This is a genomic window from Sphingomonas oligoaromativorans (assembly GCF_011762195.1).
In the GTDB taxonomy this organism is placed as follows: domain Bacteria; phylum Pseudomonadota; class Alphaproteobacteria; order Sphingomonadales; family Sphingomonadaceae; genus Solisphingomonas; species Solisphingomonas oligoaromativorans.
The window spans coordinates 350,446-365,138 of sequence record NZ_JAASQK010000001.1; the positions used below are offsets into that span (position 1 = coordinate 350,446).

At 65.9% G+C, this 14,693-nt stretch carries 18 protein-coding genes and 1 pseudogene; all 19 read left to right on the forward strand.

The window, feature by feature from the left end; genetic code table 11:
* Window positions 1-21 precede the first annotated feature (21 nt).
* The 19 genes and pseudogenes from thiE to nuoK all read left to right on the forward strand — a co-directional run bounded on the left by thiE (window position 22) and on the right by nuoK (window position 14,689).
* The gene (thiE, locus tag FHS98_RS01830; RefSeq protein ID WP_167098910.1) at window positions 22-711 is read left to right on the forward strand and encodes a thiamine phosphate synthase; all 690 of its coding nucleotides are present in this window, start codon (window positions 22-24) and stop codon (window positions 709-711) included.
* Window positions 708-1,103 (forward strand): hypothetical protein, encoded by a 396-nt coding sequence (locus tag FHS98_RS01835; protein WP_167098913.1) that lies wholly within the window; start codon window positions 708-710, stop codon window positions 1,101-1,103. The genes thiE and FHS98_RS01835 overlap by 4 nt, the downstream gene beginning before the upstream one ends.
* Before the next feature lie 56 nt (window positions 1,104-1,159).
* Entirely contained in the window at window positions 1,160-2,161 is a 1,002-nt protein-coding gene (locus FHS98_RS01840; RefSeq protein ID WP_167098918.1) for a L,D-transpeptidase family protein, read from the forward strand.
* Window positions 2,158-2,739 (forward strand): M23 family metallopeptidase, encoded by a 582-nt coding sequence (locus FHS98_RS01845; protein ID WP_167098923.1) that lies wholly within the window; start codon window positions 2,158-2,160, stop codon window positions 2,737-2,739. The genes FHS98_RS01840 and FHS98_RS01845 overlap by 4 nt, the downstream gene beginning before the upstream one ends.
* A gap of 1 nt (window position 2,740) precedes the next feature.
* Entirely contained in the window at window positions 2,741-3,214 is a 474-nt protein-coding gene (locus FHS98_RS01850; protein ID WP_167098926.1) for a GFA family protein, read from the forward strand.
* An 81-nt stretch (window positions 3,215-3,295) separates the two neighbouring features.
* Window positions 3,296-3,859 carry an elongation factor P gene (gene efp / locus FHS98_RS01855; protein WP_167098931.1) on the forward strand — a complete coding sequence of 188 codons (564 nt, stop codon included), beginning with the start codon at window positions 3,296-3,298 and terminating at the stop codon, window positions 3,857-3,859.
* Between the two features lie 142 nt (window positions 3,860-4,001).
* Entirely contained in the window at window positions 4,002-4,814 is an 813-nt protein-coding gene (locus FHS98_RS01860; protein WP_167098936.1) for an inositol monophosphatase family protein, read from the forward strand.
* Window positions 4,815-4,985: 171 nt separating this feature from the next.
* Window positions 4,986-5,363, forward strand: coding sequence for an NADH-quinone oxidoreductase subunit A (gene ndhC, locus FHS98_RS01865; protein WP_167098941.1), 378 nt, complete (start codon window positions 4,986-4,988; stop codon window positions 5,361-5,363).
* Window positions 5,354-5,908, forward strand: a complete 555-nt coding sequence (locus FHS98_RS01870) for a NuoB/complex I 20 kDa subunit family protein (protein WP_026359747.1) — start codon at window positions 5,354-5,356, stop codon at window positions 5,906-5,908. The genes ndhC and FHS98_RS01870 overlap by 10 nt, the downstream gene beginning before the upstream one ends.
* Before the next feature lie 9 nt (window positions 5,909-5,917).
* Window positions 5,918-6,571: pseudogene (locus FHS98_RS01875) on the forward strand (NADH-quinone oxidoreductase subunit C); the annotation flags it as partial.
* Between the two features lie 53 nt (window positions 6,572-6,624).
* On the forward strand, window positions 6,625-7,836 hold the full coding sequence (locus FHS98_RS01880; protein WP_167100272.1) for an NADH-quinone oxidoreductase subunit D: 1,212 nt from the start codon (window positions 6,625-6,627) through the stop codon (window positions 7,834-7,836).
* Window positions 7,833-8,171 carry a nuclear transport factor 2 family protein gene (locus FHS98_RS01885; RefSeq protein WP_341786009.1) on the forward strand — a complete coding sequence of 113 codons (339 nt, stop codon included), beginning with the start codon at window positions 7,833-7,835 and terminating at the stop codon, window positions 8,169-8,171. Before FHS98_RS01880 ends, FHS98_RS01885 begins: the two co-directional genes overlap by 4 nt.
* Window position 8,172: 1 nt before the next feature.
* The gene (locus tag FHS98_RS01890) at window positions 8,173-8,838 is read left to right on the forward strand and encodes a complex I 24 kDa subunit family protein (RefSeq protein ID WP_167098949.1); all 666 of its coding nucleotides are present in this window, start codon (window positions 8,173-8,175) and stop codon (window positions 8,836-8,838) included.
* Window positions 8,838-10,136: an NADH-quinone oxidoreductase subunit NuoF gene (gene nuoF, locus FHS98_RS01895; RefSeq protein WP_167100278.1), complete on the forward strand. Its 1,299-nt coding sequence runs from the start codon at window positions 8,838-8,840 to the stop codon at window positions 10,134-10,136. The genes FHS98_RS01890 and nuoF overlap by 1 nt, the downstream gene beginning before the upstream one ends.
* A gap of 46 nt (window positions 10,137-10,182) precedes the next feature.
* Window positions 10,183-12,174: an NADH-quinone oxidoreductase subunit NuoG gene (gene nuoG, locus FHS98_RS01900; RefSeq protein WP_167098953.1), complete on the forward strand. Its 1,992-nt coding sequence runs from the start codon at window positions 10,183-10,185 to the stop codon at window positions 12,172-12,174.
* Window positions 12,171-13,241: an NADH-quinone oxidoreductase subunit NuoH gene (gene nuoH / locus FHS98_RS01905; RefSeq protein ID WP_167098958.1), complete on the forward strand. Its 1,071-nt coding sequence runs from the start codon at window positions 12,171-12,173 to the stop codon at window positions 13,239-13,241. The genes nuoG and nuoH overlap by 4 nt, the downstream gene beginning before the upstream one ends.
* A gap of 4 nt (window positions 13,242-13,245) precedes the next feature.
* A complete protein-coding gene (gene nuoI / locus FHS98_RS01910; protein WP_019833720.1) occupies window positions 13,246-13,731 on the forward strand; it encodes an NADH-quinone oxidoreductase subunit NuoI in 486 nt (161 codons plus the stop codon).
* A gap of 38 nt (window positions 13,732-13,769) precedes the next feature.
* On the forward strand, window positions 13,770-14,387 hold the full coding sequence (locus FHS98_RS01915) for an NADH-quinone oxidoreductase subunit J (protein WP_167098961.1): 618 nt from the start codon (window positions 13,770-13,772) through the stop codon (window positions 14,385-14,387).
* Entirely contained in the window at window positions 14,384-14,689 is a 306-nt protein-coding gene (nuoK, locus tag FHS98_RS01920; protein ID WP_167098966.1) for an NADH-quinone oxidoreductase subunit NuoK, read from the forward strand. The genes FHS98_RS01915 and nuoK overlap by 4 nt, the downstream gene beginning before the upstream one ends.
* Window positions 14,690-14,693: the final 4 nt, after the last annotated feature.

Genomic DNA, 14,693 nt, shown 5'->3' on the forward strand with positions numbered 1-14,693 from the left:
TGGCGCGTCTAGAGGGCGCGCATGGAGATCGATGAAGACGAACTGAAGCTCGATCCGGGCTTCGCCGAACGCTTTGAGCGCGACGACAGCCGGCCGGCGTGCCAGCTCTATCTGATCTCGCCTCCGGCCATCGACGCGGGCTTCGTCGACCGCCTCGCCGCCGCCTTCGACGGTGGCCCGGTCGCGGCCTTCCAGCTTCGTGTGAAGGGCATGATCGAGCATGATCTCGCCCGCCTCGCCGAGCCGATCCAGAAGCTCTGCGCGGAACGCGACGTGGCGTTCATCGTCAACGACTCGGTGTCGCTCACCAAGCGTCTCGGCGCGGATGGCGTGCATCTGGGGCAGGATGACGGCGATGCCCGCGAGGCGCGCGAGATCCTCGGCCCGTCGGTGCAGATCGGCGTGACCTGCCACGACAGCCGCCATCTCGCGATGGAGGCCGGGGAGGCGGGGGCGGACTATGTCGCGTTCGGCGCCTTCTACCCGACCACCACCAAGGAGACGCAGCACCAGCCGGAGCCGTCGATCCTCTCCTGGTGGACGACGCTGTTCGAGCTGCCCTGTGTCGCGATCGGCGGCATCACGCCGGTCAACGCGCCGCCGCTGGTGGCGGCGGGCGCAGATTTTCTGGCGGTGAGCGCCGCCGTGTGGAATGCGGCCGAGGGGCCGGAAGCGGCCGTCCGCGCCTTCGGGGGCGTGCTCAAGGCGTGATCCGCAGGCTCGCCCGGACCGCGGCGCTGACGGCGACCGCCATCGACCTCGTGGCCGCGGGGCTGGACTGGAATCAGGGCGATCTCCACATCCGGCTGCGCGTCGCGGCGTTGGTGACGGCGCTGGCGCTGGTTCCGTGCGCGCTGGCCTTCCTTGCCGTGATCGGAGGGCAGCTCCGCCGCCCGATGGCGAGCCGTGGGCCGGTTCGGACCATCGACACGATCCGCCTGCCGCTGATCGTACCGCGCGGTTATGTCGGTGCGGCCGTGCTCGGCGGGATCGGGACGCTGGCGGCGATGGGCGAGGGGTTCGGCCTCTATATCTTCCTCGGCGGGATCGCGCTGATCGCGCTGGCGCTATCCCAGGCGAGACCCCGGCCGGCGCGCCGCTAAGGCACTTTCACGGATATGCGGCGTTACCCTTCCGTTGTCACGGTGAAGGGAAGTGTATGAAAACGCTGCGATTTGCGATCGCTACCGGATTCGGATGGCTGTTGGCGGGCGGCGCGCAAGGGGCTCCGCCCAACGCCGCCGGGCCGGACCCGAGGGTGATGCAGATGCAGGTCGTGCTCGATCATCTCGGCTTCTCGCCGGGGGTGGTGGACGGCAAGCCGGGCGCCTCGCTGAAACGGGCGCTCGCGGGGTTCCAGCAGGCGAAAGGCCTGCCCGCGACCGGCGAGATGGACCCGCGCACCGCCGCCGCCGTCGGCAGGTTCGGCGCGACGCCGCCGGTCGCCGAGGTGACGCTCTCCGCCGCCGATCTCGCCGGGCCGTTCGTCGGCCCGATCCCGAAGCGCGAGGACCAGCAGGCGAAGCTGCCTTCGCTCGGCTATTCCAATCCGCTGGAGATGCTGGCCGAACGCTATCACACCACGCCCGCGACGCTGATCGCGCTCAACTCGCCCGACACGCCGATGAAGGCGGGCACGAAGATCAAGGTGCCCAATGTCGCGACGGCGGGCCGCGCCTATCCGGCGTCGTTGCCGGACGGTTATAAGCGGACGCTCGCCGGGCTGAACGTCGATTCCAGTCAACCGCAGGCGGATCGTCTGGTGGTCGACAAGTCCGACAAGACGCTCTCCGTCTATGACGCGGCGGGCAAGCTCGTCGCCCGGTTCCCGGTGACGACGGGAAGCCGCCATGATCCCCTGCCGATCGGCCGCTGGAAGGTGCTGGGCGCCTCCTACAACCCGGAATTTCACTATAATCCCCGGCTGTTCTGGGATGCGCGCAAGGGCGACCGGAAGGCCACGCTGCCGCCGGGGCCGAACGGACCGGTGGGCGTCGTCTGGCTCGATCTCTCTAGGGCGCATTACGGCATCCACGGCACGCCCGAGCCGCAGAATATCGGGCGGACGGAGAGCCATGGCTGCATCCGCCTCAGCAATTGGGATGCCGCGCGCCTTTCCCTGATGGTCAAACCCGGAACTCCGGCTATCTTTCAGCCATGAATCGCTTGGGTGCCGGCATCGCGTTGCTTCTGGTGATCCTTCTGGTCGCCTTCGCCACCATGGTCCATGTCACGGGTCCGGGCTGGACCGGTCATGCGGAGGAAGGCGGGACGGGGCCGGATGTCGCCCGCGCGCCGGCGCCGGTCGCGGCATCGATGGTGATGCCCGTGCAGGGCGCCGAGCTTCGCGACAACTGGAACGAGAAGCGCGGCCACGGGATGCGCGCGCATCAGGGCATCGACATCATGGCGCCCACCGGAACGCCCGTCCGCGCCGTGGCGGACGGGAAGATCGAGAAGCTGTTCGAGAGCCGGCGGGGCGGGCTGACCGTCTACGAGCGCTCGGCGGATGGCGGCGTCGTCTATTATTACGCGCATCTCGACGCCTATGCGCCGGGGCTGGCCGAGGGGCAGGCGATCCGCGCCGGTCAGGCGATCGCGACGGTCGGCTCGACGGGCAATGCCGATCCGGGCGCGCCGCATCTCCATTTCGAGGTGCATCGCATGGCGGCGGGCGAAGGGTGGTGGCAGGGCAGGGCGGTGGACCCCTATCCGCTGTTCAAGGCCGTGCGGGGCTAGGATGCTGGAGGGCGGCTGCCTCTGCGGCTTCGTCCGCTACCGTCTGACCAGCCTGCCGATGTTCGTGAACGGCTGCCATTGCCGGATGTGCCAGAAGGCGAGCGGATCGGCCTTCGCCATCAACGCGATGATCGAGGCGGACCGGGTGGAACTGATCGGCGAGGGAGAGCCCGAGATCGTCCATCCGCCCGAGAACCTGCCGCCCGGCCAGACCGGCGCCCGCTGCCCGCGCTGCGGCACGGCGCTCTGGGGGCATCACCGGATGTTCGGGGAGGGCATCCGCTTCGTCCATGCCGGTACGCTCGACGAGGGCGAGCAACTCGCGCCCGACGCGCATTTCTTCACGCGCAGCAAGCATCCGTGGATCGTGCTGCCCGAGGGCGTGCCCGCTTATGAGGCGCTGCCCGCCGAGGGCGACGGGTCGCTCTGGACGGCGGAGGTGCAGGCGCGGCTGGCGGCGGTCAGGGGCGGCTAGGATGCCCTCTCTTGCCCGCGAGGCCCGCTCCCGCTAAAGCGCGCGCCTGCTCTTTCCCAAACTCAGGCTTCAGGTGTCGCAATGAAGATCAGCGGCGTGGACATTCGTCCCGGTAACATCATCGAATATGAAGGCGGCATCTGGCGCGCCGTCAAGATCCAGCACACCCAGCCCGGCAAGGGCGGTGCCTATATGCAGGTCGAGATGAAGAACCTGCGGGACGGCCGCAAGAACAACGTCCGCTTCCGCTCGGCCGAGACGGTGGAGCGCGTGCGCCTCGACACCAAGGACTTCCAGTTCCTGTTCGCGGACGGCGAGACGCTGACCTTCATGGACAAGGAAACCTACGACCAGATCACGCTCCCGCGTGACCTGCTCGGCGATGCCGCCGCCTTCCTTCAGGACGGCATGGACGTCGTGATGGAGCTTTATGAAGAGGAAGCCATCAACGTCCAGCTTCCCGACACCGTCGAAGCGACGATCGTCGAGGCGGATGCGGTGGTGAAGGGCCAGACGGCTTCTTCCTCCTACAAGCCCGCGATGCTCGACAATGGCGTGCGCGTCATGGTTCCCCCGCATATTGCCTCGGGCACCAAGATCGTCGTCGACGTCTACAGCCAGGAATATGTCCGCCGCGCGGACTGACCTGCTCTGACCCTTCCTCCGTGATGGGGGAGGGGCTGGGGCGGGTGACTTGGAACCTGCCCCTTCGCCGTCGTGCCTGGGGGAGGGCCGACGACATCCACCCCCAGCCCCTCCCGACCGCGGGAGGGGGGAGAAGTTGCCCATGGTTGCCCATTCCGGCCTTATCACCGTCATGCAGAAGGCCGCGCGCAAGGCGGCTCCCAAGCTCCGCCGCGATTTCGGCGAGGTCGACGCCCTTCTGGTGTCCCGCAAGGGGCCGGCCGACTTCGTTTCCGCCGCCGACAAGGCCGCCGAGCGCACCATCTATGAAGAACTGAAGCACGCCCGCCCCGATTGGGGCTTCCTGATGGAGGAAGCCGGCGAGATCGCGGGCGATCCCACCAAGCCGCGCTGGGTGGTCGATCCGCTCGACGGCACCAGCAATTTCCTCCACGGCCTGCCGCACTTCGCCATCTCGATCGCGGTGGAGGAGCCGCGCCCGAACGGCACGCGCGAGGTCACCGCCGCGCTCGTCTATCAGCCGCTCACCGACGAGAGCTTCTGGGCCGAGAAGGGCCGGGGCTGCTGGCTGCACGATCGCCGCCTTCGAGTCTCGGCGCGCCGCGACATCTCCGAGGCGCTGCTGGCGACCGGGATGCCCTTCGCCGGCCATGGCGATTTCGACACCTGGAGCCGTATCTTCCGCACCGTCGGCCCGGAGGTCGCGGGTGTGCGTCGTTTCGGTTCCGCCGCGCTGGATCTCGCCTGGGTGGCGGCCGGCCGATTCGACGGCTTCTGGGAAACGCATCTGAGCCGCTGGGACGTGGCGGCGGGCGAACTGCTCGTGCGCGAGGCCGGCGGCTTCGTCACGGACTATCGCGGCGGCGACCAGATGCAGGAGCGCAAGCAGTGGCTGGCGTCCAACGACGCCCTCCATCCGCGCCTTCTCAAGCTGGTTGCGGCGGCGCTCCGCTGATCTTTCGGGTGGTCATCCCCGCCCTCGCGGGGGTGACCCGGCCATACGGGCCAACCCCTTCTTATTGCGATTCATTCTCATGGCCTCGACCTGTTGCCTCGCGAGTGCAGCAGGCCTAGAGACGCCCCCAAGAAGTCGCGCGTTCGCGCGCGCCCGTTTGCGGAGAAAGCCATGGCGTCCGTCGCCGCCCAATATCTCCCGATCCTGCTGTTCCTGGGCGTGGCCCTGCTGCTGTCGACCGCCTTCGTGGTGCTGCCGATGGTCGTGTCCCGCCTGACCGGATCGTACAAGCCGACCACCGACAAGCTCGCCGAATATGAGTGCGGCTTCCCGGCCTTTGAAGATAGCCGCGCGCAGTTCGACGTGCGTTTCTATCTGGTCGCCATTCTCTTCATCGTCTTCGATCTCGAAGCGGCCTTCCTCTATCCGTGGGCGGTGTCGCTCAAGGAGATCGGCTGGACCGGCTGGATCGCGATGATGGGTTTCCTCGCCGAACTGATTCTCGGCTTTGCTTACGCCTGGAAGAAGGGGGCGCTGGAATGGGAGTAGAAGTCGCCCGCGATGTGAAGGCGCCGTTCGCGCCGGAGCATACGCCCCCGAACAAGGCCTTCTTCGACGATCTGTCGGCGGAAGTGCAGGACAAGGGCTTCCTCGTCACCTCGACCGAGGAGCTGTTCCAGTGGGCTCGTACCGGCTCGCTGTGGTGGATGACCTTCGGCCTCGCCTGCTGCGCGGTCGAGATGATCCATGTGAACATGCCCCGTTACGATCTCGAGCGCTTCGGCGCCGCTCCGCGCGCGTCTCCGCGCCAGTCGGACGTGATGATCGTGGCCGGCACGCTTTGCAACAAGATGGCGCCTGCTCTCCGCAAGGTCTACGACCAGATGTCGGAGCCGAAATACGTCATCTCGATGGGCTCGTGCGCCAATGGCGGCGGCTATTATCACTACAGCTACTCGGTGGTGCGCGGTTGCGACCGGATCGTTCCGGTCGACATCTATGTGCCCGGCTGCCCGCCGACCGCCGAGGCGCTGCTCTACGGCATCATGCAGTTGCAGCGGAAGATCCGCCGCGTCGGCACGATCGAGCGCTGAGGCAGTTTGATGAACTATCCGAAGTTCAGCTCCAACGAGGGCGTGATCGAGAAGGCCAAGGCCGCCCTCGGTGACGCTCTCATCGAGGCTGTCGAGAAGGTCGGCGAGATTCAGCTCCATGTCCGCCGCGAGGCGACCGTGGATGCGTTGCGCGCGCTGCGCGACACGCCGGGCCTCGAATATCAGCAGCTCATGGAAATCGCCGGCGTCGATTATCCCGATCGCGGCGAAGAGCGGTTCGAGGCGGTGTATTGCCTCCTCTCGCTCACGCGGAACCATCGCCTGCACGTCCATGTCCGCACCGATGCGGTGAAGGCCATCCCGTCCGCGACGGTGCTGTGGCCGGTCGCCGGCTGGCTGGAGCGCGAGGTGTACGACCTGTTCGGCGTGCTGTTCGACGGCAACCCGGACCTGCGGCGCATCCTCACCGACTACGGCTTCCGCGGCCACCCGCTGCGCAAGGACTTCCCGATGACGGGCTATGTCGAGCTGCGCTATTCGGAAGAGGCGAAGCGCGTGGTCTATGAGCCTGTGCAGCTCGCGCAGGATTTCCGTTCGTTCGATTTCCTCTCGCCGTGGGAAGGCGCTGCCTACCAGCTCCCCGGTGACGAGAAGGCTCCACAGGCCCCCGGCGCGCCCACGCCCGCCAAGGCCGATGAGGTGAAGCGCTGATGGCCGACCTCCACGAAATCCAGGACGCGAAGATCGCGGCCGACATGCTCTACGAGAGCGACGACAAGCCCACCGTCGGCGACGTCGAGATCAAGAACTACACCATCAACTTCGGCCCGCAGCATCCGGCGGCGCACGGCGTGCTCCGCCTCGTGATGGAGCTGGACGGCGAGATCGTCGAGCGCGTCGATCCGCATGTCGGCCTGCTGCATCGCGGCACCGAGAAGCTGATGGAGGCGCGCACCTATCTCCAGAACGTGCCCTATCTGGACCGTCTGGACTATTGCTCGCCGCTCAACATGGAGCACAGCTATGTGCTCGCGGTGGAGAAGCTGCTCGGGATCGAGGTGCCGCTGCGCGCCCAGTATCTGCGCGTGCTGTTCGCCGAGCTGAGCCGCATCTCGAACCACATGATGAACCTCGGTTCGCACATCATGGACGTCGGCGCGATGACGCCGAACCTGTGGCTGTTCGAAATCCGCGAGGACACTTACGGCTTCTTCGAGCGCGCGTCCGGCGCCCGTATGCACATGGCCTATTTCCGGCCGGGCGGCGTGCATCAGGACGTGCCGCTGAAGCTGCTCTCCGACATCGGCGACTGGGTCGACGGCCGTCTCGACGAGCTGTTCACCGACACCATGTCGCTGATCGCGGACAACCGCATCTTCAAGCAGCGGAACGTCGATATCGGCACGGTGAGCCGCGAGGACGCGATCGCGTGGGGCTTCTCCGGCCCGATGCTGCGCGCCGCCGGCGTGCCGTGGGATATCCGCAAGTCGCAGCCCTATGAGGTCTATGACCGCATGGACTTCGACATTCCGGTCGGCACTCGTGGCGATTGCTACGATCGCTTCATGGTGCGCGTGCAGGAGGTCCGTCAGTCCGCGCGGATCATCAAGCAGTGCCTCGCGCAGATGCCCGACGGTCCGATCGCGTCGACCGACCGCAAGGTGGCCCCGCCGCTGCGTGGCGAGATGAAGCGCTCGATGGAAGCGCTCATCCACCACTTCAAGCTCTACACCGAGGGCTTCCATGTCCCGGCGGGCGAGGTCTATGTCGCGACCGAGAGCCCCAAGGGCGAGTTCGGCGTCTATCTCGTCTCGGACGGCACCAACAAGCCGTACCGCGTGAAGCTGCGCCCCACGGCGTTCAGCCACCTCCAGGCGATGGACTTCATGATGAAGGGCCACATGCTGGCCGACACGACGGCGATCCTTTCCGCGATCGACGTGGTGTTCGGGGAGTGCGATCGGTGAGCGCCGAACGTTTCGCCCTGCTCGACAGGTTGATGGAGCGCTACAACGCCGGCGACGCGGAGGGGTATTCGGCCTTCTTCGCGAACGATGGCGCCGAGGCGGTCTATCGTGGCGAGGTGCTGCGCTCCGGCAAGGACGGCGTGCGCGACGGCAACGCCAAGACCTTCGCCGATTTCCCGCAGAACCGCGCCGAAGTGCTGGGCCGCAACGCGTTCGGCGATCGCGTGACCGTGCATGAGAAGGTGTGGCGTACCCCCGATGGCGAGCCGTTCGAGGTTCTGGCGATCTATTCCTTCGCCGGTGATCTGATCGAGCGCGTGGAGTTCGTGAAGTAAGATGGCTGACGCAGCACATATCCCCGACGAGGCCGAGACCCGCGCGCGCTGGGGCGGCTTTGCCTGGAACGCCGAAAATGCCGAGAAGGCGCAGCAGATTCTCGCCCGCTATCCCAAGGGGCGCGAGCAGTCGGCTTCGATCCCTTTCCTCGATCTGGCCCAGCGTCAGGTCGGCGCCGAGACGAACACGCAAGGGTGGCTTCCGGTCCCCGTGATCGAGTTCGTCGCCAAGCAGATCGGCGTATCCTATATGCGCGTGTACGAGGTCGCGACCTTCTACACGATGTTCAATCTGGCCCCGGTCGGCCGCTTCCATGTGCAGGTCTGCGGCACGACGCCGTGCATGTTGCGTGGGTCTGACGACGTGCTGGCGGCCTGCAAGAACAAGGGCCTCGTCAAGGGCAAAACCACGCCCGACGGCCTGTTCACGCTGACCGAGGTGGAATGCCTCGGCGCCTGCTCGAACGCGCCGATGGTGCAGATCAACGACGATAATTTCGAGGATCTCACCTACGACAGCACCATCGCGCTCTTGGAGGCGCTGGCCGAGGGCAAGCCGGTGAAGATCGGCCCGCAGATCGACCGTCAGGTGAGCGCGCCCGAGGGCGGCCCGACGACGCTCGTCGAGATGGTGACGGAAAATCATGATTATCGGGGTCGCTGGTGATGCTTGAGGATAAGGATCGCATCTTCACGAACCTCTACGGCTTTCAGGACTGGCGCCTTGAAGCCGCGATGAAGCGTGGCGACTGGGACAACACCAAGGCGCTGATGCAGATCGCGCAGGATGACATCATCCAGACGATCAAGGACTCAGGGCTCCGTGGTCGCGGCGGCGCGGGCTTCCCGACCGGCATGAAGTGGAGCTTCATGCCCAAGGAGCCCAAGCCGGGTAAGCCGAACTTCCTCGTCATCAACGCCGACGAGTCCGAGCCCGGTTCGTGCAAGGACCGTGAGATCATCCGCCACGATCCGCACAAGCTGATCGAAGGCGCACTGATCGCCGGCTACGCGATGCGTGCCCGCGCGGCATACATCTACATCCGCGGTGAGTATATCATCGAGGCGAAGGTGCTCTTCGAGGCCGTTCAGGAGGCCTATGACAAGGGCCTGATCGGCAAGAACGCCTGCGGTTCGGGCTACGACTTCGACGTCTTCGTCCATCGCGGCGCCGGCGCCTACATCTGCGGCGAAGAGACCGCGATGCTGGAGAGCCTCGAAGGCAAGAAGGGCCAGCCCCGCCTGAAGCCGCCGTTCCCGGCCGGCGCGGGCCTCTATGGCTGCCCGACGACCGTGAACAACGTCGAGTCGATCGCCGTCGCGCCGACCATCCTGCGCCGTGGCGCGGCGTGGTTCGCGAGCTTCGGGCGCGAGAACAACAAGGGCACCAAGCTCTTCCAGATCTCGGGCCATGTGAACAAGCCGTGCGTGGTCGAGGAGGCGATGAGCATCCCCTTCCGCGAGCTGATCGAGAAGCATTGCGGCGGCATCCGCGGCGGCTGGGACAACCTGCTCGCCGTGATCCCCGGTGGTTCGTCGGTGCCGCTGGTGCCGGCCGCGGAGATCATGGACGCGCCGATGGACTTCGACGGCCTGCGTGCGCTCGGCTCGGGCCTCGGCACCGCGGCCGTGATCGTCATGGACAAGTCGACCGACATCGTCCGCGCGATCAGCCGCCTCAGCTACTTCTACAAGCATGAGAGCTGCGGCCAGTGTACGCCGTGCCGCGAAGGCACCGGCTGGATGTGGCGCGTGATGGAGCGTCTGCGCGAAGGCAATGCCGACGTCTCCGAGATCGACATGCTCCAGGAAGTGACCAAGCAGGTCGAAGGCCACACCATCTGCGCGCTCGGTGACGCGGCGGCATGGCCGATCCAGGGCCTGATCCGCCATTTCCGCCCGGAACTCGAGCGCCGCATCGCCGTCAAGCGCGGCGAGGCTCCTGTTGCGGTGGCGGCGGAATGATCTCCGCCGCTCGCCCTGCTGACCGTTTTTTCAAAGAGACGCTCTGATGCCCAAGCTCACAGTCGATGGGATCGAAGTCGAAGTCCCCGCCGGTGCCACCGTGCTCCAGGCGGCCGAGGCTGCCGGCAAGGAAATCCCGCGCTTCTGCTACCATGAGCGCCTGTCGATCGCCGGCAATTGCCGCATGTGCCTCGTCGAGGTGAAGCCGGGGCCGCCCAAGCCCCAGGCTTCGTGCGCGCTGCCCGCCGCCGACGGCCAGGAAATCCGCACCGACAGTGCGATGGTCAAGAAGGCCCGCGAAGGCGTGATGGAGTTCCTGCTCATCAATCACCCGCTCGACTGCCCGATCTGCGATCAGGGCGGCGAGTGCGACCTGCAGGACCAGTCGATCGCCTATGGCAAGGGCCATAGCCGCTTCGACGAGAACAAGCGGGCGGTGACGGAAAAGTACATGGGTCCGATCGTCAAGACGGTCATGACCCGCTGCATCCAGTGCACGCGCTGCGTGCGCTTCGCCGAGGAAGTCGCCGGCGTCGAGGAAATCGGCGCGATCTATCGCGGCGAGAACATGCAGATCACCTCCTATCTGGAGCGTGCGGTCACGTCCGAGTTGTCGGGCAATGTGGTCGATCTCTGCCCGGTCGGCGCGCTGACCTCCAAGGCCTATGCGTTCGAAGCGCGCCCGTGGGAGCTGAAGAAGACCCCCGGCATCGACGTGATGGACGCGATCGGCACCAACGTGCGTCTCGACGCGCGTGGCCGTCAGGTTCTGCGCTCGCTGCCGCGCATCAACGAGGACGTGAACGAGGAATGGGCGTCGGACAAGACGCGCCATGCCGTCGACGGCCTCGTCCGCAATCGTCTCGACAAGCCCTATGTCCGCGTCGACGGCAAGCTGAAGGCTGCGAGCTGGGAAGAGGCGTTCGCCGCGATCGCCAAGGCGATGCAGGGCGTCAGCGGCAATCAGGTTGCGGGCCTCGCCGGCGATCTGGCCGAGGTCGAGAGCGTCTATGCGCTCAAGGCGCTGCTGAAGGCCTATGGCTCGTCGCTGCACGAAGCGCGCGTCGATGGCGCGCTCTATGACGTCGCGAGCCCGGCATCGTACCGCTTCAACCCGACCATCGCGGGCGTCGAGGACGCCAAGGCGATCCTGCTCGTGGGCACCAACCCGCGCTGGGAAGCGCCGCTGGTCAACACCCGCATCCGCAAGGCGATCAAGAAGGGCGCGAAGGTTTACGCCGTCGGCCCCGAAGTCGATCTTACCTATCCGGTTCAGTGGCTTGGCGCCGATATCTCGGCTCTGAACGAGCTGCCCGAAGCGCTGACCAAGGCGGAAGACGTGATCGTCATCGCCGGCATGGGCGCGTGCCTGATCGAGGGCGGCTATGCGGCGGCCCGTCAGGTCGCCTCGGCGCTGAACGCGGGCTTCGGCCTGCTCCACACGGCCGCCGGTCGCGTGGGTGCGCTCGATGTCGGCTTCACCACCGAGGGCGGTTTCGGCGCGGTCGTCGAGGCGGCGCCGAAGGTGATCTTCTCGCTCGGCGTCGACGAGGCGGAGCTGGCAGGCTTCTTCGGCGGCGCGTTCAAGGTCTATATCGGCACGCATGGCGATCGCGGCGCGCACAGCGCGGACGTGATCCTGCCGGGCGCGACCTATGTCGAGAAGCCGGGCACCTGGGTGAACATGGAAGGCCGCGTGCAGCGGACCGAGCGGGCGGTGTTCCCGGTCGGCGATGCCCGCGAGGACTGGACCATCCTGCGCGCGCTCTCGGCCGTGCTGGGCAAGACGCTGCCGTTCGACAGCCTCGCGCAGCTCCGCTCGAAGATCGCGGCCGATCATCCGACGCTGGCGGAGGAGGGGCTCGCTCCGGTCGCCGCGCTCGATGCCGCGCCGAAGGGTGGTGACGTCTCCGGCACGATCGTCTATCCGATCGCCGACTTCTATCTCACCAACCCGATTGCCCGCTCGTCGCCCACCATGCAGCGCTGCTCGGCCGAGCTGATCCATGGCGAGAGCTTCGCGGAGGCCGCAGAATGATCTCCTGGTTTACCGGCGTTGTGCCCTATGGCTGGGCCTATTTCATCGCCACGATCATCGATATCCTCGTGATCGCGCTGCCGGTGATGCTGGCCGTGGCCATGATTATCTACGCCGATCGTAAGATCTGGGCGGCGATGGCGCTGCGTCGCGGCCCGAACGTCGTCGGTCCGTTCGGTCTGCTCCAGTCCTTCGCGGACGGTCTGAAGGTCTTCCTTCAGGAAACCATCATCCCGTCGGCCGCGAACCGCACTTTGTTCCTCGTCGCGCCGGTGATTACCTTCACCGTCGCGCTGATCGCCTGGGCGGTGATCCCGTTCAGCTCCTTCTCGGTGCTGGCGAACATCAATGTCGGCCTGCTCTACATTCTCGCGGCCTCGTCGCTGGGCGTGTACGGCGTGATCCTCGCGGGCTGGGCGTCGAACTCGAAATATCCGTTCTACTCGGCGATCCGCGCCGCCGCCCAGATGGTCAGCTATGAAGTCGCCATCGGCTTCGTGCTGATCTCGGTGGTGATGTGGGCCGGCAGCTTCAACATGCAGACCATCGTTCTGGCGCAGAAGGGCACGATCCTCGGCATCATCAACGCCAATGGTTTCAACCCGCTGCTCTTCCCGATGGCGGTGGTGTTCCTGATCTCGTCGATGGCGGAAACCAGCCGTACGCCGTTCGATCTGACCGAAGCGGAAAGCGAACTGGTCGCCGGTTATCAGACCGAATATTCGTCGATGAGCTTCGCGCTCTACTGGCTCGGCGAATATGCCAACGTCATCCTGATGTGCGCGCTCAACGCGACGCTGTTCTGGGGTGGCTGGCTGCCGCCGCTCGATCTGCCGTTCCTCTATCATATTCCGGGCACGACGATCGGGCTGGGTCTGTTCTGGATCCTGCTGAAGATGGCCGTCTTCTTCTTCATCTTCTCGTGGGTGAAGGCGACGCTGCCCCGCTATCGTTACGATCAGCTTATGCGTCTGGGCTGGAAGATCTTCCTGCCGCTGTCGCTGCTGTTCGTCTTCCTCGTCTCCGGGTGGCTGATGCTCACCCGCTACCACCCGATCGGAGCCTGATGCGATGAGCGTCGCGCACTTCGTCAAATCGTTCACGCTCTGGGAGATCGTGAAGGGCCATGCCCTCACCTTGAAGTATTTCTTCAAGCCCAAGGCGACGATCAACTACCCGTTCGAGAAGAACCCGCTGTCGCCCCGCTTCCGCGGCGAACATGCGCTGCGCCGCTACCCCAACGGGGAAGAGCGCTGCATCGCGTGCAAGCTGTGCGAGGCGGTGTGCCCGGCGCAGGCCATCACGATCGAGGCCGAACCGCGCGACGACGGCAGCCGCCGCACCACGCGCTACGACATCGACATGACCAAGTGCATCTTCTGCGGCTTCTGCCAGGAAGCCTGCCCGGTCGATGCGGTGGTCGAGGGGCCGAACTTCGAATATTCCACAGAGACCCGCGAGGAGCTGATCTATGACAAGGCCAAGCTGCTCGACAACGGGGATCGCTGGGAACGGGCGATCGCGGCGAACCTTGCCGCAGACGCGCCGTACCGTTAATCGCTCGCAACGAATCTGACAGGGGCTCGAACAGCGCCGTGATCCAGACGATCGCCTTTTATCTGTTCGCCGTCATGGTGATCGCCTCCGCGGCGCTCACCATCACCGCGCGCAATCCGGTGCACTCCGTGCTCTGGCTCATCCTCGCCTTCTTCAACGCGGCGGGGCTGATGCTGCTCGTCGGCGCCGAGTTCATCGCGATGCTTCTTGTCATCGTGTATGTCGGCGCGGTCGCCGTGCTGTTCCTGTTCGTCGTCATGATGCTCGACATCGACTTCGCCGAACTCCGGGCGGGCCTTTCCAGATATCTGCCCTTCGGGGTCGCCATCGCGGCGGCGCTGCTGGCGGAGATCGTGATCGCCGCGGGCGTGTGGGAGGCTGGCCCCGTCCAGCTCGCCGGCCGCACCGCCGTGACGCCGTCGCCGGATCAGGTGCCCAATATCGAGGCGCTCGGCACGCTGCTCTACACGCGCTACCTGTTCGTGTTCGAGGGCGCAGGCCTTGTGCTGCTCGTCGCCATGATCGGCGCGATCGTGCTGACCCACCGTGCCCGTGGCGGCGTCCGTCGCCAGAACATCATGCGCCAGTCCATGCGCCGGGCGGAGGACGCCACCCGCATGACCAACCCGACTGTCGGCCAGGGAGTCGAGCTGTGATCGGTCTCCAGCATTTCCTCGTCGTTTCGGCGATCCTCTTCGTCATGGGTGTGCTCGGCATCTTCCTGAACCGGAAGAACGTCATCATCATCCTGATGGCGATCGAGCTGATCCTGCTCAGCGTGAACATCAATCTGGTGGCCTTCTCGGCCTATCTGCACGATCTTGTCGGCCAGATCTTCGCGATGTTCGTGCTGACGGTCGCGGCGGGTGAGGCGGCCATCGGCCTTGCCATCCTCGTGATCTATTTCCGTGGCCGCGGCACCATCGCGGTCGATGACATCAATCGGATGAAGGGCTGAACCC

What these genes read in the sequence shown, in the direction of transcription:
- nuoF (WP_167100278.1), top strand. Translation starts at nt 8,838, where the DNA reads ATGCTTGAGGATAAGGATCGCATCTTCACGAACCTCTACGGCTTTCAG.
- FHS98_RS01860 (WP_167098936.1), top strand. Translation starts at nt 4,002, where the DNA reads ATGGTTGCCCATTCCGGCCTTATCACCGTCATGCAGAAGGCCGCGCGC.
- FHS98_RS01850 (WP_167098926.1), top strand. Translation starts at nt 2,741, where the DNA reads ATGCTGGAGGGCGGCTGCCTCTGCGGCTTCGTCCGCTACCGTCTGACC.
- nuoI (WP_019833720.1), top strand. Translation starts at nt 13,246, where the DNA reads ATGAGCGTCGCGCACTTCGTCAAATCGTTCACGCTCTGGGAGATCGTG.
- FHS98_RS01845 (WP_167098923.1), top strand. Translation starts at nt 2,158, where the DNA reads ATGAATCGCTTGGGTGCCGGCATCGCGTTGCTTCTGGTGATCCTTCTG.
- efp (WP_167098931.1), top strand. Translation starts at nt 3,296, where the DNA reads ATGAAGATCAGCGGCGTGGACATTCGTCCCGGTAACATCATCGAATAT.
- thiE (WP_167098910.1), top strand. Translation starts at nt 22, where the DNA reads ATGGAGATCGATGAAGACGAACTGAAGCTCGATCCGGGCTTCGCCGAA.
- nuoG (WP_167098953.1), top strand. Translation starts at nt 10,183, where the DNA reads ATGCCCAAGCTCACAGTCGATGGGATCGAAGTCGAAGTCCCCGCCGGT.
- FHS98_RS01870 (WP_026359747.1), top strand. Translation starts at nt 5,354, where the DNA reads ATGGGAGTAGAAGTCGCCCGCGATGTGAAGGCGCCGTTCGCGCCGGAG.
- FHS98_RS01880 (WP_167100272.1), top strand. Translation starts at nt 6,625, where the DNA reads ATGCTCTACGAGAGCGACGACAAGCCCACCGTCGGCGACGTCGAGATC.
- ndhC (WP_167098941.1), top strand. Translation starts at nt 4,986, where the DNA reads ATGGCGTCCGTCGCCGCCCAATATCTCCCGATCCTGCTGTTCCTGGGC.
- nuoH (WP_167098958.1), top strand. Translation starts at nt 12,171, where the DNA reads ATGATCTCCTGGTTTACCGGCGTTGTGCCCTATGGCTGGGCCTATTTC.
- FHS98_RS01840 (WP_167098918.1), top strand. Translation starts at nt 1,160, where the DNA reads ATGAAAACGCTGCGATTTGCGATCGCTACCGGATTCGGATGGCTGTTG.
- FHS98_RS01890 (WP_167098949.1), top strand. Translation starts at nt 8,173, where the DNA reads ATGGCTGACGCAGCACATATCCCCGACGAGGCCGAGACCCGCGCGCGC.